A 17390-nucleotide genomic window follows, 5' to 3' on the forward strand; every position below is an offset into this window, starting at 1 on the left:
ACTCGGAGGCTGACCCAACCATGGGCAAGTACGCGATCGTCGGCCTGGCCTGCCTTTTCCCGGGGGCGGGGACACCCGACGACTACTGGCGCAACCTGATCGGCGGCGTGGACTCACGCACCGACGGGAACGACCGGATCTTCGGGCACTCCCCGCAGGCCCGGGAGACCGACCCGGAGGACAGGCACCGCATCTACTGCACCCGGGGAGGCTTCCTCGGCGAGTACGACGAGAGCACGGCCTTCGAACCGAACGGATACCTTCTCCCGTCCGACTACCTGGCCGGCCTGGACCGCTCGTTCCACTGGGCGCTCCGGGTGGCCGGGGACGCACTGGCCGACGCGGGACATCCCCCTACCGCGGGCGGTCCGAGCCGGCGGAGGACCGGGGTGGTGTTCGGGAACTATCCGTTCCCCACCCCGGCCTCCGGCCGGTTCACCGGTGACCTGTGGGACTCCGCGGTGGCCCACGGGCTGGCGGACGCCGCTCTGCGCGTACCGCCGGAGGCCGTAACCGGCCCCGGCCACGGCTCCGACCCCATGGCCGCAGCGCACAACCTCTGGGCGGGCGGTATGCCCGCCAAGGTGGTGGCCGCGGCCCTGGGCCTGGAGGGGCCGAGGTTCACCCTCGACGCGGCCTGCTCGTCCGCGCTGTACGCGCTGAAGCTGGCCTGCGCCCATCTGGAGACCGGGCGTGCCGATCTCATGCTGGCCGGCGGTGTGTGCGCACCCGACCCGACGGTGATCCACCTGTCCTTCTCCGACCTGCGTGCCTACCCGCCGGACGGCTTCAGCCAGCCTTTCGACGAGCGCTCCCGCGGCATCGTCACCGGCCAGGGCGCGGCGATGATCGCCGTGAAGAGGCTGGCCGACGCCAGGCGCGACGGCGACCGTGTGCACGCCGTCATCGACGCGCTCGCCCTCACCAACGACGGGCCCGGCAAACACATGCTGGTACCGAACGTGACCGGGCAGCTCGCGGCGTACGAACTGGCCTACGGGGAGGCCGGCGTCGATCCTTCCGCCGTCCAGTACGTGGAATGCCACGCCACCGGCACTCCGATCGGGGACGGCACCGAACTCGGTGGCGTCGAGGAATTCTTCGGACGAGGCCCGCTCCTCGGATCCGTCAAGGCCAACGTCGGCCACCTGCTGACCGTCGCCGGCATGTCCAGCCTCCTCAAGGTCGTCCTGTCCCTGTCGCACGGCGTGATACCGCCGACCATCGGCGTCGACCGCCCGCTTCCCGGAACGGTCGCCGACCGAGTGGTGCGCGAGGCGGTCCCGTGGCCGGAGCCGGCTCCGGGCTCGCCCCGGCGGGCCGGTGTCTCGGCGTTCGGTTTCGGCGGCACCAACGCGCATGTGGTGCTGTCGGCGCCGGACGGAACACCGGCCGGGGCCGAGGCCGGACCCGGTGCCGAGATCCCGCCGCTGGCCGTGATCGGCATGGGCGCCCACTTCGGCTCCTTCAGCACGCTCGACGAGTTCGAACGGGCCGGCTACGAAGGGCACGACGCCGTACGGGACCTGCCGGAGCAGCGCTGGCGCGGCTTCGAGACCGTGCCGGGCGGCCCCCTGGAGCAGGCCGGGCTCGCGGGCCCGTCGGCCCCGCGCGGCGCGTACATCGAGGACTTCGAGGTCGACACCACGTCGTACCGGATACCACCCAAGGACCTCGACCACTTCAACCAGCAGCAGCTGCTGATGATGCGCGTCGCGGAAGAGGCCCTGCGGGACGCCGGATACGAACGCCCCCGTCCGGGCGGCGACGCCGGCTGCGGGCCCCGCCGCGTGGGTGTCGTCATCGGCATGGAGATGGAGCCCAGCGCGCACGGACACGGCGCACGCTACGAGCTGGGCCGCCGGCTGACCGAATGGTGCGCGGCGGCGGGCGTCGAGCCCTCGCCGCAGCAGCTGGCGGAACTCACCCGGGCCGCACGCGACGGCATCCACGACTCCATCGAACCCAACGAGGTCCTCAGCTACATCGGCAACATCATGGCCAGCCGGGTCGCCTCCCTGTGGAACTTCACCGGCCCCTCCTTCACGCTCTCCTCCGACAGCGCGGTCGGCGTCGAAGCCCTCGACGTGGCCCGGCTGCTGCTGCTCGACCCCACCGTCGAGGCCGTCCTCGTCGGCGCGGTCGATCTCGCAGCGGGCCCGGAGAACACCCTCGCCCGCGAACTGCTCGAACCCGGCGCCGTCCGCGACGGGATCCGCGTCCTCGGCGAGGGCGCCGGGGCTGTCGTCGTCACCCGGCCCGACGCCGTGGCCGAGGGCCGCACCGTGTACGCCACGGTCCGGTCCCTCTCCGTGCACCACGCGCCGGACGTCACGCCCGCCGTGCGCCCCGAGCTGGTCGAACGCGCCGCCGAGGACGCCCTCGCAGCCGCCGGGCTGACCCCGCGGGACGTCGAGCTGGTCGAGGCCGGCCGCGCGGACACCGCAGAGGTCGAAGGGCTGGCGCGGGTGTGGACCGGCGCACGGGCCGGCGGGGAGCTGCGTACCGCCCTGACCGGGGTACGGGGCGCCGTCGGCGACACCGGCTGCGCCTCCGGGCTCGCCGGCGTCATCCGCGCGGCACTCTGCCTGCACCACGCCTACTTCCCGGTGGCTCCGGACGGGATCGGCGCCGAACGGCTCGACGGCTCCGCCTTCTTCCTCGCCGGCGACTCCCGTCCCTGGCTGCGGACGCGGCGCGACGGGCGGCGTGCCGCTTCCGTCAGTGTCACCGGAACGGCCGGCAGCCACGCCCACCTGGTGCTCACGGGCGCCACCGTCCGCGGTGAACTCGCCGCGACCGACTGGGCGCGGTCCGGCGGGGGACTGGTCGTGCCGGTCGGCGCCGACGACTTCGACGGCCTGCTCCGGCGGCTCGCGGAGGTACGGTCGGCGCTCGACGGGGACGCCGGCGCCGAGGTGTTCGCGGACCGGCCGGCCGCGCTCAAGGCCGTACTCGTCGCCGACGACGCGGCGGGTCTCGTCCGGCAGATCGACCAGGCGCTCAAGGACCTTCCCGGCGTGTGGCGGTCGCGCGGCGAGTGGTCGTCGCCGTCGGGCAGCTTCTTCACCGCGCGGCCGGTGGGCCCCGGTGCGAAGGTCGCCCTGGTCTTCCCGGGCGCCTTCAACTCCTACCTGGGGCTGGGCCGGTCGCTGTTCCGTGCGTTCCCCGGGCTGCTGCCCCGCTTCGAGGACCAGGCGGAACTCCCCGCCGAACTGCTGCGCAGCGCCGCCCTCTATCCGAGGGCGCGCGGCCCGCTGGACCGCCGCGAGCTGATGCGGCGGGAGGGCGAACTGGTCGAGGACATCCCGCTGATGCTGGCGGCCGGAACCAGCTACGCCCTGCTGTCGACGGACCTCGTGCGGGAGGTGCTGGGCATCGAGGTGCACGGAGCCTTCGGCTACAGCCTCGGCGAGAGCAGCATGCTCTTCGCGACAGGCGGCTGGATCAAGAGCGCGCGCGGGGACGAGAAGATCAGCGCCTCGCCGCTCTTCGACGACATGCTGCGCGGTCCCAAGCGCACGGTGCGCGCGCTGTGGGGCCTCGGCGACGAGGTGGCGGACGGGGACGTCTGGTCGACGCATGTGGTGCTCGCGCCGGCCGAGGAGGTACGGGCGGCCGTCCCACGTTACGACCGGGTGTACCTCACGCACGTCAACACCCCGCAGGAGTCGGTGATCGCCGGCGACCCCGGTCAGTGCCGGGAGCTCATCGCCGAACTCGACTGCCGCAGCGCCCGTTCCCCCGCGAACCATGTGATGCATTGCCCCGTGGTGGACGGTGTCCTGACCGACCTGGCGGACCTGAACCGCTATCCGACGGGCGACGTCGGGGACCTGGTCCTCTACAGCAGCCGTCACTACGCACCCGTGACGGACTTCGACGCGGACGCCGTGGCGGGGAACATCGCGGTGACGCTGCGCGAGACGGTGGATTTCCCCCGGCTGGTGCGGCGTGCGTACGACGACGGTTACCGCTGCTTCATCGAGGTCGGCCCCAGCAGCACCTGCGCGCGCTGGATCCAGGAGACCCTGGCCGGCACCTCGCATCTCGCGGTCTCCGTCGACCGCCGGGGGGCGCGTGGGGCGAGCGACGTCGCGCGGCTCGCCGCGCGCCTCGCGGGCCACGGCATCCCCGTGGACCTCGGCGCCTTCGCCCCGGCCGGCAGGCCCCGCAGGGCGGTGGGGGTGCGCAGCTTCCCGACGGGCGGCACCCCGGTCCCACGCCTGGTGACGCAGGCGGCGGCCCCACTCGTACCGCACCTGCCGCGTGCGGCGGTGGCCGCACGTGCGGCCGGGTCGACTGTGGCAGCGGCCCCGCGTGCGCCCGGCTCGCCTGTGGCGGTGGTGGCGAGTGCGGTCGAGCCGCCTGCGCAGGCAGTGGCGGCGGTGGCGCGTGCGGCCGGGTCGCCTGTGGCGGTGGTGGCGAGTGCGGTCGACTCGCCCGCGGCGAGCGTGCCGGCCGGTTCGGGTGGTGCGACGCCGCTCGTGGCGACGAGGCCGAGTGCCTTCGCGTCGTCCGGGCCCACCGGGCTCACCAGCCCGACGGGGCCGAGTGCCGCCCCGCCTCTCGCGTCGACCGTGGCGGCCGAAACGGCCGCCGTACGCGCCGAGTCGGCCGACGCTCCCGCGACGCCGCGCTCCGGCGTCGGAGCCCCGCCACCGGCACCCGTACCGGGGGCCGGTGGCCCTCTCATCCCCGCCCCGGCGCACGCCAGGGGCTCAGACACTCCGACGGAATGGGACACCGCAATGCCGAACCGCCCCTCCGCGCAGCCGAAGGCGCCGGCCCTGGTGCTGGAACGGGAGCCCATCACGATGATCCCGGCGGGAGCCGTCGTGTTGCCGTCCGGACCCGCCGAGGCGCGGGCGGAGGCGGTCGAGCCGCCCGGCCCGGCCATCTTCGGAGCGCCTTTGCCCGTACCGCCCGCCGGCCCTGACCGGCCTGATGGGTCCCCGCAGCCCGCGCGGAACGGGGCGGTGACGGCCGACGAGACCACCGCCGTCCTCGTCCGGGGCCTGCGCGGCGACATGCTGGAGGCGCACCGAGAGGTGCTCAAGGCCCAGCACGAGCTGCGCGACGAACTCGTCGCGCTGCTCTCGCCCGGCGGCGGCCACGCCGCGCCGCCGGCAGCGCGCACGACGCCCGCCGTGCCCGGGCCGCCCACGACACTCGAGGCGCCCACCGCACTGCCCACGACCCCCACGTCACCACCCACGCCGCCCACGTCCACGGCGCCCACCGCACCCGGGCCCTCCGCCCTGCCTACGACGCCGGCGTCTCCGCCCGCCGTGCCCGCACCGCCCACCGCGCCCCGGCCGCCGAAGCCCGAGGGCGTCGTGTGGGACGAACACGATCTCCTCGAGTTCGCGACCGGCAAGATCGGCAACGTCTTCGGCCCCCGCTTCGCGGAGATCGACGGCTACCGCCGCCGGGTCCGGCTGCCCGCGCCGCCGTACCACTTCGCCACCCGCGTCACCGCACTGGACGCCGAACCGGGTGAGTTCAAGCCCTCGTTCATCCGGACCGAGTACGACATCCCGATGGACGCCTGGTACGCCGTCGACGGGCAGGTCCCGCCGGCCGTCACCATCGAGGCGGGCCAGTGCGACCTGCTCCTGATCAGCTATCTGGGCGCCGACTTCACCAACCGCGGGGACCGCGTCTACCGCCTCCTGGACAGCAGCCTCAGCTTCGTCGGTGACCTGCCCCGCGTCGGGCAGACCCTGCGCTACGACATCTGGATCGACCAGTTCGTGCGCCAGGGCGACACGCTGCTGTTCTTCTTCCACTACGACTGCTACGCCGACGGCGAGCTGATCCTCAAGCTCAACAACGCCTGCGCCGGGTTCTTCACCGACGAGGAGCTCGACAGCTCCCTCGGCATCATCCAGGGCAAGGCCGTTCCGCCCAAGGGCGACGGCACGTTCTCGGGGGCGAGCTCGTTCAAGCCGCTGGCCCGAACCGAGCGCACCTCGCTCACCTCGGCGGACCTGGCGCTGCTCGCCGACGGCCGGATCGCCGAGGTGTTCGGGCCGGGGCACCGCCAGCCCGCAGGCTGCAACACCTCGCTCAGGCTGCCCACGGAACGCCTCCGCATGGCCGACGAGGTCACGCTCCTCGACCGCTCGGGCGGCCCGGCGGGCCTCGGGCGCATCGAGGCGGTGAAGCGGCTCGTCCCGGACGGCTGGTACTTCACGAGCCACTTCCCGGACGACCCGGTGCTCGCCGGCTCGCTCGTCGCGGAGGGCGCGGTCCAGCTCCTGGAGGTGTACGCCCTCTCCCTCGGCCTGCACCTGTCGTTCCCCGACGCCCGTTTCCAGCCCGTCCCCGGTCTGCAGACCGAGGTCAAGGTCCGCGGGCAGATCACCCCGGACACCGAGCGCATCGAGTACCGCATCGACATCACCGGGCTCACCCTGCTGCCGCGGCCCGCGATCACGGCGGATGTGGTCGTGCTGCGCGACGGCAAGCCGTCGATCAGCGTCAGCGGTCTCGGTATCCGCCTGGTGGAGAAGCCCGGCGCCCCGTTCCGGCCGGAGGCCGGCGGCAAGGTGCCGCACTTCCTCGGCCGGCTCAGCCCCGCCACGGGGAAGCCCGCGATGCTCAGCGAGTTCCACATGGCGCACGCCGCGAAGGGCGACCTGGCCACCGCCATGGGGCCGGAGTTCGAGATCTACGCCGACAGCAGGGCCCCGTACATCCCCAACGGGGACTTCCTCTTCGTCGACCGGGTGATGGAGCTCGAGGGCACCCGGGGTGTCCTCAAGCGCGGGGCCGTCATGGTCACCGAGTACGACTCGCCGGACGACGCCTGGTACTACCGCCACAACGGGCACCCTCACATGCCCAACTGCGTCTACATGGAGTCGAGTCTGCAGGCCGCCATCCTGCTCGGCTACTACCTGGGAGCCACCCTCCCGGAGCCCGACGAGCAGTTCAGCATCCGCAACCTCGACGGCCGCGCCACCCTGGTGAAGGACATCGACCTGCGCGGCAAGACCGTCCAGCACCGCTCCACGCTGCTGTCCAGCGACCGGATGCCCGGTTCCGTCCTGCAGAACTACCGCTATGAACTCTCCGCCGACGGCGAGGTCTTCTACACCGGCGAGTCCCTCTTCGGATACTTCAACGCCAAGGCGCTGGAGAACCAGGTCGGCCTCGACAAGGGCAAGCACGTACTGCCCTGGCTCGACCGGCAGCCCGACCGTCCGGCGGGGGTCCGCCGGGTCGAGCTGCCGGCGTACCGCGCCGGGGAGCCGGCCCGCGGCGGCCCGCGGCTGGCGGGCGGCCACCTCGATCTCGTCGAGTGGGTCGACGTCCTGCCGGGCGGCGGCGATCACGGCCGCGGCTATCTGCGCGGCCACCGCACGATCCGCCCGGACGACTGGTACTTCTCCTGCCACTTCCACCGCGACCCGGTGATGCCGGGCTCGCTCGGCGTCGAGGCGCTGCTCCAGGGCCTTCAGGTGTACGCGGTCGAGACCGGACTCACGGACGGGCTGGTCAATCCGCGTTTCGCGCTGCTGTCCGGCAGCGAGACGAGCTGGACGTACCGCGGCCAGATCCTGCGCACCGACCCGGACATGGAGTTCGACGTGCACATCAAGGAGGTGCGCCGCGAACCGGGCCGGATCCAGCTGCTCGGTGACGCGAACGTCTGGAAGTCCGCCCTGCGGATCTACCAGCTGGGTGGCATCGGCATCGAGATCCACCACGACCAGGCCTGATCCGGCGTGAGACCTACAGGAGACTCAGCATGACCACCGACGTGTACCGGCCGCGCTGGAGCGGCCCCGGGCAGCCCGCGGTCGGCGACACCGGGATCCACCAGGCCCTGACCCGGCTCGACGAGCCCGTGTACATCCTGCGCGGGCCGTACGGCCTGGGGGCCGCGAGTGGCGGCACGGTGACCGCCGGCGGTGACCACGAGATCGTCGCCGCCGCGCCGCCCCTCGGCCCCGAACGGCTCGGCAGCGCCGCTTTCCTCGCCGACCACGGAGTGCGCCAGGCGTACATGAGCGGCGCCATGGCCAACGGCATCGCGTCGGCCGACATGGTCATCGCCATGGCACGGGCCGGTTTCCTCGGCTCCTACGGAGCGGCGGGCCTGCTGCCGGAGGCGGTCGAGAAGGCGCTGGTGCGCTTCCGCGACGAGATCCCCGGGCTCGCGTACGCCTGCAATCTGATCCACAGTCCCAGCGAGGAGCGGCTCGAGCGCACCTCGGTCGACCTGTTCCTCAAGTACGGGGTCCGCCGTGTCGAGGCGTCCGCCTTCCTCAGGCTCACCCCGCACCTGGTCCGCTACCGGGTGGCCGGGCTCACGGCGGGCGGGCCGTACGGCGTCACCGCCACCAACAAGATCATCGCCAAGGTGTCCCGGCCGGAGATCGCGGACCTCTTCCTGAGGCCCGCTCCCGAGGCGATGGTGCGGGCGCTCGTCGAGGAGGGACTGGTCAGCGAGGAGCAGGCCCGTCTCGCGGCGCTGGTCCCGCTCGCCGACGACATCACCGTCGAGGCCGACTCCGGCGGACACACCGACCGCCGGCCGTTGCCCGCCCTGCTGCCCGTCATCATGCGGCAGCGCGACGCCGTCGCGCAGGAGACCGGCTGCCCCGTGCGTATCCGGATCGGCGCGGCGGGCGGGATCGGCACCCCCGAGGCGGCGGCAGCCGCCTTCGCCATGGGGGCCGACTACATCGTCACCGGTTCCGTCAACCAGTCCTGCCTCGAGGCCGGAACGTCCGCACGGGTGAAGGAGATGCTCAGCCAGGCGGGCATCGCCGACTGCGACATGGCCCCCGCCGCCGACATGTTCGAGATGGGCGTCGAGCTCCAGGTGCTTCGACGCGGCACGTTCTTCCCGATGCGCGCGAAGCAGCTGTACGAGCTGTACCGCGCGTACGACGGCATCGAGGCGATCCCTGCGGACGTACGCACCCGGGTCGAGGAGCAGATCTTCCGGCGGCCGCTGGACGACGTGTGGGAGGAGACCGCCGAGTACTTCCGGCGCCGCGACCCGGGCCAGCTCGCCCGTGCCGAGGGGAACCCCAAGCGGCGCGCGGCCCTCATCTTCCGCTGGTACCTCGGCATGGCCTCGCGGTGGGCGAAGACAGGGGAGGCCGACCGCGCTGTCGACTTCCAGATCTGGTGCGGGCCGGCGATGGGCAGCTTCAACGCCTGGGTGCGCGGCACCTATCTGGCGGCGCCCGAGCACCGCCGGGTGGCCGACGTGGCCCGGCAGATCATGGCCGGGGCGGCGTTCCACCAGCGGCTGGCCGTTCTGCGGGCCGCGGGCGTCGCCTTCCCCGCGGGCTTCGCGACCCGTCCGTCGCCGGAGGACTCCGCCTCCTGCGATCCCACGGTGGGGGTGGGGCGGTGACAGGCGCACGCACGGCGACCGCGCCCGCCCAGGCCCCTGGACCGGCCGCCGCCGCGCCGTTCGCCCGCGCCGAGGCGCTGGACGCGGCGCTGGGGGACCCGTGGCTGCCGGACAACCCGTACGGCTTCGCGGCCGGTGCGGCCCGCGACGCCGAGGGGACGTACCCGGCGGCGGCCGAGAGGCGGCTGCGTGCGGAGGGCTTGCACCTCTGCCATCTCCCCGGGTCCCTGGGCGGCACGCTGCGCTCCTTCGAGGACACACACGTCCTGGTCCGCGTCTGTGCCCGCCGGGACGTGAACGTCATGCCCGCCACGATGTTCAGCATCTCGGCCGTGACGACCGTCCTCGCCGCCGGTACGGCGGAGCAGCACCGCACGGTCGCCGCATGGCTGCGGGACGGCCGCACCATCGCCTTCGGGCTGTCCGAGGAGCAGGCAGGCAGCGACGTCCTCGCCAACACATGCCGGCTGGCCGACGACGGCAGACTGACCGGGGTCAAATGGCTGGTCGGCCGGGGCGCTTCGGCGGACGCGGCCGTCGTCGTGGCCCGTACCGCCGAGCGCGGCCCCGCCGCGTTCACCGCCCTGCTGCTCGGACCCGGGGAACTGGCGGACGACCGCCTACGGCGGCTTCCGGCGCGGCCCACCACCGGGATGCGCGGCATCGACTTCGCCGACCTGGAGTTCGACGGCCTCCCCGTGCCGCCCGGAGCCGTCGTCGGGGACACCGGCAGCGGCCTCGCCGGGGCGCTGCGGGCCCAGCAGATCGTCCGGCTGATGAGCACCGCGGGCTGCCTGGCCACCGCCGACACGGCGCTGCGTACGGCACTGCGCTTCGCCCGTGCGCACCGCACAGGGGGCGACCGCGTCGCGGACACCCCGTACGGATCCCGTGAACTGGCCCTGGCCGCCGCCGAGCTGATCGCGACCGACGTGACCGTGCTCGCCGCCGCGCGGCTCGTCCATGTCGCACCGGGGTCGTTCGGCCTCTGCTCCTCGGTCGTCAAACACGTGGCCACCCGGCTCACCGCCGCGTGCGCCACCCGGTCCCGTGCGCTGGTGGGGGCCCGCGGGGTGCTCCGTGAGGGGCAGGGCGCGGTCCTGGACAAGGCGGTCCGCGACAACGCCATGGTCGCGGTCATCGACACCAGCGTGCTCGGCAACCTGCGGGCCATCGCCATGCACCTGCCCGCGTACGCGGCCGCCTACGACCAGGAACCGGGCGGGGCGGCCCGGTCGGACGGGACCGCCGCGGCGGACCGCGAACGCCGGCTGACCGCCGTCTTCGCCCTCGGCGACGCGGACGTCCTGCCCGGCGTCGAACCGGCCGCGCTCGACCTGGGCGTACGCCCGAAGGACGACATCCTGCTGGGGTTCGCCGGGCACGCGGACGCGATCGCCGCCGAACTCGACCGCAGGGGCGACACCCGTGCCGCCGCCCTGGTGGCGGGCGTCCACCGGGCGCTCGGCGGCGTCGTACGGGAGGCGGCGGCCGCCCAGCGTGACCGGGCCCGCTCGCTGAAGGCGTCCCCGGAGCTGCTGGACCTCGCCGACCGGCTGTGCCTGCTGTACGCGGCGGCGACGGCGGCCCTGACGTGGTGGTTCCACCGCGACCGCGCCGGACTGTACGGCGAGGCGTCGCCCGGAGCCACCGGGTGGCTCATCGCCGTCCTTGGTCTGCTGACCACGCTCGTGGACAGCCGCGAGCCCCGCTCGGCGGGCCACGACGCCGCCCCGGCCGCGCGACTGATCACCGAACTCGACGCCGCACACCGGCTGTTCACGGCCCTGCCGGTACGGCTCAGCGACGGCACCGCACACCGGGCCGGCCCGGACGACGTGGAGGACGAGAAGCGATGACCGATCTGCCGGCCCTGATGGCCGACCTCGAGCGTCACCTGGGCGATCCGGAGGACCCGGCCGGGCCCATGCCGTTCTCCCGCATCCTCGCCCTGGACGAACGGGAGGAGTACCCCCACGAGTTCGTCGACCACCTCGCCTCCTGGGGGCTGTACGACTGGATCGTCCCCGCCGAGAACGGCGGCAGGGCCGTCGACGTCCAGGACGGCTTCAACCTCTACCGGCTCGTCGCGCGGCGGGACCCCACGTCCGCCACGGCCATGGTCCTCACCAGCCTCAGTTACATGCCGGTGTGGATCGCCGGCACCCCCGGGCAGCGCCAGCACTTCGCCGATGTGATCAGGAGCGGCGGGAAGCTGGCGTGGGGGCTGTCGGAACGCCGGCACGGCAGCGACATCCTCGCCAACGACACCACCGCCCGCAGGACCGAGGGCGGCTGGCTGCTCGACGGGGAGAAGTGGACGATCGGCAACGCCACCGTCGCCGACGTCGTCATGGTCTTCGCCCGTACCTCGGAACGGGGCGGCCCGGGCGGATACTCCGTCTTCGCCGTCGAGAAGGCCGGCATACCCGCCGACCAGCTCGAACACCTGCCGGACGAGCCGTTGCACGGACTGCGCGGGCTGGACATGAGCGGGGTGCGGCTGCGGAACTGCTTCGTACCGGACTCCGCCCTCGTCGGACGGGCCGGGCAGGGCCTCGAAACGGCGCTCAAGAGCAGCCAGTTGGCCCGGGTCGCCATCGCCAGCATCGCGATGAGCTGTGTGGACACCGCACTGCGCACCACACTCGACTTCGCCGTCCGGCGCACCATCTTCGGCGGGCCGGTCTTCGAGGTCCCCTACTCGCAGCGCCAGCTCGTGGAGAGCTTCGCGGACCTGCTGGTCACCGACGCGCTGACCACCGGAGCGGTGCGCAGCCTTCAGCTGAGCCCGGACCAGGCGAGCATCTGGTCGTCGGTGGTGAAGTACTTCGTCCCCACCTTCCTGGAGGAGACGCTCGGACGGCTGAGCACCGTGCTGGGTGCGCGCTACTACCTGCGCTCCCATCCCCGGCACGGGATCTTCCAGAAGGTCCTGCGGGACTTCGCCATCTCCAACTTCGCCGACGGCAACACCGTCGTGAACCTCAAGAACATCGCCCTCCAGCTCGAGAAGCTGCTCGCCAACGCCACCGCCCAGGACCCCGGGGCCGTGGCCGGCGCGGTGGCGAGGACCGGTCCGCTCTTCGACCCCTCCTACCCCATGGAGCCCTACCGGCCCGCGGAGCAGCAGCTGTTCAGCCGGGGCGTCGACGACCCGGTGCTCGCCCTGCGCTCCGCCGTCGACGAGCTGCGCTGGTCCGCCGGCGCCGCCACCGGCCGCGACGCCGCACAGCTCGCCGCCGCCGCCGACGCCGCCGGCGCCATCGCCGGCGAGTTGGACCGGATCGCGGAGGAGCACCGCAAACTCCTCTCCGACCTGGGCAAGGACGCCGCCTCCTCGGCGGAGCTGTACGACCTGGCCAAGCAGTACACCACCGTGTCCGCCGCGGCCTCCGTCGTGCACCTCCACCTCAACGGAGGCCACTGCATGGACCCGGCGCTGCGGTCCCCGGCGGTGCTTCTGGTGTGTCTGGAGCGGCTGCTCAAGCGGTTCCACCCGACCCGGCGGATCACGGGACCGCAGGAGATCGCCGAGGTCGCTACCGCGCTGTCGTCGGCGCACAGCGAAGGCCGGCTCTTCTCCTTCCGGCCCTTTCCCGTCAACCGGTGAACTCACGAAGGGAGGAACACCCATGGACATCGGGGCACGGCTCGCCGACCCGCTCGCCGACCCGCCGGAGGCCCGGCCCGACGACCCCCTCGCGGACACCGCCGAGGTCTGGCTGCTCGCCGAGGAGGACGTCGACCGGTTCGCCGAGGCCACCGGTGGTGCCGCGCTGCTCACCGACGAGGAAAGGGCCCGGCACGACCGGCTGCTGTTCTCCGCCGCCCGGCGCCGGTTCCTCGGCGCCAGGCTGCTCTCCCGCCAGGTCCTGTCGCGGTACGCGGACGTTCCGCCCGGCTCCTGGCGGTTCCGCACCGGCAAGTACGGCCGCCCGGAGGTCGAGGGCACGGCCTGGGGGCTGGACTTCAACATCACCCACACCAACGGACTGATCGCGGCCATCGTCGTCCGCGGCCGGACCGCCGGGGTGGACGCCGAGGTCACCCCCGCCCGTTCAGAGGCGATGCAGTTCGCGCCGAAGGTCTTCACCCCGCTGGAGACCGAGGTGCTCCGGCGCAACCGGGAGGACCAGCGCGGTCACGCCTTCGCCGACTCCTGGGTGGCGAAGGAGGCGTACACCAAGGCCACCGGCATGGGCATGTGCCGCGGGTTCGACGCCTTCTCCGTGCACCGGCTGCGTGACGGGGGCCTGGCCGTCGTGGACGACGAGATCCCCGAACAGGAGCGTGAACTGTGGCAGGTGCAGGTGTTGCAGGTGTGGGACAGGTTCGCGCTCGGCGTGGCCATCCGTGCCGGGAGCGAGGACACGGGTCCGCTGCCGGTCAGGCTGCGCTCGGCCATGGCGGAACTCCTTCCCCGCGAGGCCGGCCCGTGACCCCGCCCGGCCGGGACGGGCCGCCCCGGTGTCCACCTGTGGCCGGTCCGCTAGCTGCCAGCCGATGTGCTTGCCCGCCCCGGCCGACGGCGGCTTGCATGAGAGGTACCCCCCGCCGTCGGCACTGTTGTTTTGCTACGAGGGAATTCCAATGACCCGTAAAGGGAATGCGGAACTTCTGGCCGGATGCGCACGCGGCGAACAGGAGTCCTGGGACGAGATCGTGGAGCGGTACGGCAGGCTCGTGTCCTCCGTCGTGCGCAGCCACCGGATGAACGACGTGGACGCCGAGGACGTGCGCCAGCTCACCTGGTTCCGGCTCGTGCAGAACGTGGACCGGATTCGCGATCCCGAACGTGTCGGCGACTGGCTCGCCACCGTCGCGCGGCGTGAATCCCTCAAAGTCGTCACCCGGGGAAAACGTCTCGTCATGGTCGGCGACAGCGAAACACTCGACGGCCTTTCCGGGCACGGTGAAAGCCCGGAACAGATCACGTTACGGGCCCAGAGCGGGGAAGAGGTGCTGCGGGCCATCGGCACCCTCTCCGAGCAGTGCCGGGGTGTGCTGCTCCTCGCCCTGGACGACCCGCCCGCCTCGTACGAGGAGATCTCCGCCGCCCTGTCCATGTCCGTCGGCTCGGTCGGCCCCATACGTACGCGCTGCCTGCGCCGTCTCCGCCGGGTGCTCGCCGCCGTCGAGGCGGGGGAGCGCGTACCCGCGGCGGCCGGCTGCGTCAGCTGCCCGGCCGCGCCGGAGCCCGCCGACGTGTCCGGTCCGCGCCTTCCGGCGGCTCTGGTGAGAAGAGGCCGCGAAGCAGGGGCCTTCGAGGCCGGGCAGGCCGGACAGGAGTGATGTGCATGTCTCACTACGACGTGAAGGAACTCGTTCGTTCCATCGTCATCGACACGCTCGGGATCGACGCCGCCGTCTACCGCACCGATCTCGTTCTCAGCGCCGATCTCGGCCTGGAATCGCTGGATCTGCTGGACATCTTCTTCCGTATCGAATGCAGCGCGCCGGTGGTTCTCTCGGTGGAGCGCTGCGGCCGATATCTGCAGGGCGACGTCGCCGACGCGGAATTCTGCGACGCCGGTGGAGTCATCAGCCCCCGCGGCCTCGCCCGACTGCGCACCGTCATGCCGCAGCTCGACCCGGCGGAATGGGAAGGCCGGCTCACCCTCGACCGGATGCTCGACCGGATGACGGTCGGAAACCTGATCTCCATGGTCGAGGACCTGCTCGCCGAGGGGCGGGCCGCCCATGCCTGAGCACGGGCGGAGCGTCCTTCGGATCGGCAGCTACGGCGTCGCGGTCGACTCGCTCGACAGGCTGATCGCCCGGCACGGCGTCACGGCGGTGAAGCTGCCCGCCGGGGGCGGTTCCGCCGTCCGGTGGGCACTGCGCCAGGCGACGCTGCGGGCCCTGGCCGCGCCGCCGCGGGTGGCCGCCCGATGGCGGGACGTCGAACTGCTGGGCACCGACGACGGCCCCTACACCCTGGTCTTCCGGGGCGAGGTCGCCCGCTTCGCAGAGACGGTTCTGCGCGGCGACATCTCCCTCTCCGTCACCACCGGCGCCGGCCGGGTCACCGCCCACGCGGTCCTGACGCGCGGCGGCGGTCCGGCACGTCCCTCCCACGAAGAAACAGAGGTATGCAGGTGACCACTGCCACCGAAGCCGCGCTCCTGACGAGCCGGGAGATCATCACCGGTGAGGAACTGGGCAGCGTCCCGCTCGCCGCCCCGGGCGCCGTGGCCGCGGCCGCCCGCCGTGCCGCCGCCGCGGCACCCGCCTGGGCGGCGCGGCCCGCCGTCGAGCGCGCCGCGATCCTGTCCCGGGCCGCCGATCTGCTGCTGGAGCGCGACCAGGAGGCCATGGACCTGCTGGTCCGCGAGGGCGGCTCGATCACCGGGAAGGCGTTCTACGAGGTGCACGCGGGGGCCGCCGAGCTGCGGCACGCCGCCGCGCTGGCCACCGGCCCCGAAAGCCCGCACGGCCCCGGTTCCGAGCCCGGACGGGAGACCGAGGTGAGCCGGGTGCCGCTCGGCGTCGTCGGGGTCATCGTGCCGTGGAACTTCCCGCTGCTGCTCGGCATGCGCTCGGTGGCCCCCGCGCTCGCCCTCGGCAACACGGTGCTGCTGAAGCCGGATCCGCACACGCCGCTGTCCGGCGGACGCCTCTTCGCCGAGGTGCTCGCCGACGCCGGGCTGCCCGAGGGCGTGCTGGAGGTGGTCCACGGCGACGCGGACGCCGGTGCCGCCCTGGTCCAGGCGCCCGACGTGGCGATGGTGTCGTTCACCGGTTCCACCGAGGTGGGCCGCGAGATCGGCGCCACGGCGGGCCGGCTGCTCAAGCGGGTCGTCCTGGAACTCGGCGGGCAGAACGCCTTCGTCGTCCTGCCGGACGCCGACATCGAGCAGGCGGCGTCCGCCGGCTCCTGGGGCTCGTTCCTGCACCAGGGTCAGATCTGTATGGCGGCCCGCCGACATCTGGTCCACCAGGACGTGGTGGAGGCCTACACCGAGACCCTCGCCCGCCGTGCCGCCGCGCTCCGCATCGGCGACCCCTACCGCACGGACGCCCAGATCGGGCCCGTCATCGAACACGGGGCGCTCACCCGGATCGCGGCCGCCGTCGAGGAAGCCGTCGCCCAGGGGGCCCGACTGGTCACCGGCGGACGGATGCAGGGCCCGTTCTTCCCCCCGACGGTGCTCGCCGACGTCACGCCGAAGATGGCCGTCTTCCACAAAGAGGTCTTCGGTCCGGTCGCCACGATCACGGCCTTCGCCGACGACGACGAGGCGGTCGCGCTCGCCAATACCTCCGACTACGGGCTCACCGCCGCCGTGTACACCTCCGACGCCGACCGGGGGCGGGCCCTCGCACCCCGCCTGCGCTGCGGCGTCGTCCATGTCGGCGACCAGACCGTCAACCACGACCCGGCGCTGCCGTTCGGCGGCATCGGGGCCTCCGGCAACGCCTCCGGATTCGGCGGCCGGGCCGCACTCGACGCGTTCACCCGCTGGCACACCCTCACCACCAGCAGCCCCGCCCGCGCCTACCCGTTCTGAGAGGAGCTCCCGATGGACCTCAAGGTCGTCACCGAGCCACGCATAGCCGCGCCGCCCGAGGGCACCGTGGTGCTGCTGATCGGCACCCGCATCAACAAGTTCTGGATGGTGCACCGCTGGCTGCCCGTCATCGCCTCGATGATCCCCATGCTGATCGAGCTGAAGAAGAACAAGGACCACGGCTTCCTCTACTCGCGGGCCTGGTTCAACCGGACCGTGATCATGCTCCAGTACTGGCGCAGCATGGACGATCTGATGCGCTACTCGCACAACACGGAGGGCAAGCACCGCTCCATGTGGGCCTGGTTCAACCGGGCGGTGCGCAACGACGGCGCCGTGGGCATCTTCCATGAGGCGTACATCGTCGATCCGGCGCGTATGCACACCGTCTACCGGAACATCCCCGTCTTCGGGATCGCCGCCGCCACCGAGTCCGTCCCGCAGCGCGTCCGGCCGCCGGTCCCGGGCAGCACCGGCCCGGAGCGGGCGTGATC

General features: G+C 72.9%; 10 protein-coding genes. All 10 read left to right on the plus strand.

Annotated features, from left to right (window positions below; all coding sequences use genetic code 11):
* Positions 1 to 20: 20 nt before the first annotated feature.
* Entirely contained in the window at positions 21 to 7730 is a 7710-nt protein-coding gene (locus tag ACTMTU_RS12900; protein ID WP_441263599.1) for a beta-ketoacyl synthase N-terminal-like domain-containing protein, read from the plus strand.
* A gap of 29 nt (positions 7731 to 7759) precedes the next feature.
* Positions 7760 to 9382 carry a PfaD family polyunsaturated fatty acid/polyketide biosynthesis protein gene (locus ACTMTU_RS12905; RefSeq protein ID WP_441263600.1) on the plus strand — a complete coding sequence of 541 codons (1623 nt, stop codon included), beginning with the start codon at positions 7760 to 7762 and terminating at the stop codon, positions 9380 to 9382.
* Positions 9379 to 11241 (plus strand): acyl-CoA dehydrogenase family protein, encoded by a 1863-nt coding sequence (locus ACTMTU_RS12910; RefSeq protein ID WP_441263601.1) that lies wholly within the window; start codon positions 9379 to 9381, stop codon positions 11239 to 11241. The genes ACTMTU_RS12905 and ACTMTU_RS12910 overlap by 4 nt, the downstream gene beginning before the upstream one ends.
* Positions 11238 to 12995: an acyl-CoA dehydrogenase family protein gene (locus ACTMTU_RS12915; protein ID WP_441263602.1), complete on the plus strand. Its 1758-nt coding sequence runs from the start codon at positions 11238 to 11240 to the stop codon at positions 12993 to 12995. The genes ACTMTU_RS12910 and ACTMTU_RS12915 overlap by 4 nt, the downstream gene beginning before the upstream one ends.
* 22 nt (positions 12996 to 13017) lie before the next feature.
* On the plus strand, positions 13018 to 13824 hold the full coding sequence (locus ACTMTU_RS12920) for a 4'-phosphopantetheinyl transferase family protein (RefSeq protein WP_441263603.1): 807 nt from the start codon (positions 13018 to 13020) through the stop codon (positions 13822 to 13824).
* 151 nt (positions 13825 to 13975) lie between these two features.
* Positions 13976 to 14677 carry an RNA polymerase sigma factor gene (locus ACTMTU_RS12925; protein WP_441263604.1) on the plus strand — a complete coding sequence of 234 codons (702 nt, stop codon included), beginning with the start codon at positions 13976 to 13978 and terminating at the stop codon, positions 14675 to 14677.
* 5 nt (positions 14678 to 14682) lie between these two features.
* Entirely contained in the window at positions 14683 to 15093 is a 411-nt protein-coding gene (locus ACTMTU_RS12930; protein ID WP_441263605.1) for an acyl carrier protein, read from the plus strand.
* Positions 15086 to 15487: a hypothetical protein gene (locus tag ACTMTU_RS12935; RefSeq protein ID WP_441263606.1), complete on the plus strand. Its 402-nt coding sequence runs from the start codon at positions 15086 to 15088 to the stop codon at positions 15485 to 15487. Before ACTMTU_RS12930 ends, ACTMTU_RS12935 begins: the two co-directional genes overlap by 8 nt.
* Positions 15478 to 16896, plus strand: coding sequence for an aldehyde dehydrogenase family protein (locus ACTMTU_RS12940; protein WP_441263607.1), 1419 nt, complete (start codon positions 15478 to 15480; stop codon positions 16894 to 16896). Before ACTMTU_RS12935 ends, ACTMTU_RS12940 begins: the two co-directional genes overlap by 10 nt.
* Positions 16897 to 16908: 12 nt before the next feature.
* The gene (locus ACTMTU_RS12945) at positions 16909 to 17388 is read left to right on the plus strand and encodes a DUF4188 domain-containing protein (RefSeq protein WP_189470511.1); all 480 of its coding nucleotides are present in this window, start codon (positions 16909 to 16911) and stop codon (positions 17386 to 17388) included.
* Positions 17389 to 17390 lie beyond the last annotated feature (2 nt).

The sequence above is a fragment of the Streptomyces sp. OZ13 genome (assembly GCF_052068155.1).
Classification (GTDB): Bacteria; Actinomycetota; Actinomycetes; order Streptomycetales; family Streptomycetaceae; genus Streptomyces.

Coding starts and splice junctions, on each gene's coding strand:
- ACTMTU_RS12945 (WP_189470511.1), top strand. CDS start 16,909: ATGGACCTCAAGGTCGTCACCGAGCCACGCATAGCCGCGCCGCCCGAG.
- ACTMTU_RS12930 (WP_441263605.1), top strand. CDS start 14,683: ATGTCTCACTACGACGTGAAGGAACTCGTTCGTTCCATCGTCATCGAC.
- ACTMTU_RS12905 (WP_441263600.1), top strand. CDS start 7,760: ATGACCACCGACGTGTACCGGCCGCGCTGGAGCGGCCCCGGGCAGCCC.
- ACTMTU_RS12920 (WP_441263603.1), top strand. CDS start 13,018: ATGGACATCGGGGCACGGCTCGCCGACCCGCTCGCCGACCCGCCGGAG.
- ACTMTU_RS12935 (WP_441263606.1), top strand. CDS start 15,086: ATGCCTGAGCACGGGCGGAGCGTCCTTCGGATCGGCAGCTACGGCGTC.
- ACTMTU_RS12925 (WP_441263604.1), top strand. CDS start 13,976: ATGACCCGTAAAGGGAATGCGGAACTTCTGGCCGGATGCGCACGCGGC.
- ACTMTU_RS12915 (WP_441263602.1), top strand. CDS start 11,238: ATGACCGATCTGCCGGCCCTGATGGCCGACCTCGAGCGTCACCTGGGC.
- ACTMTU_RS12900 (WP_441263599.1), top strand. CDS start 21: ATGGGCAAGTACGCGATCGTCGGCCTGGCCTGCCTTTTCCCGGGGGCG.
- ACTMTU_RS12940 (WP_441263607.1), top strand. CDS start 15,478: ATGCAGGTGACCACTGCCACCGAAGCCGCGCTCCTGACGAGCCGGGAG.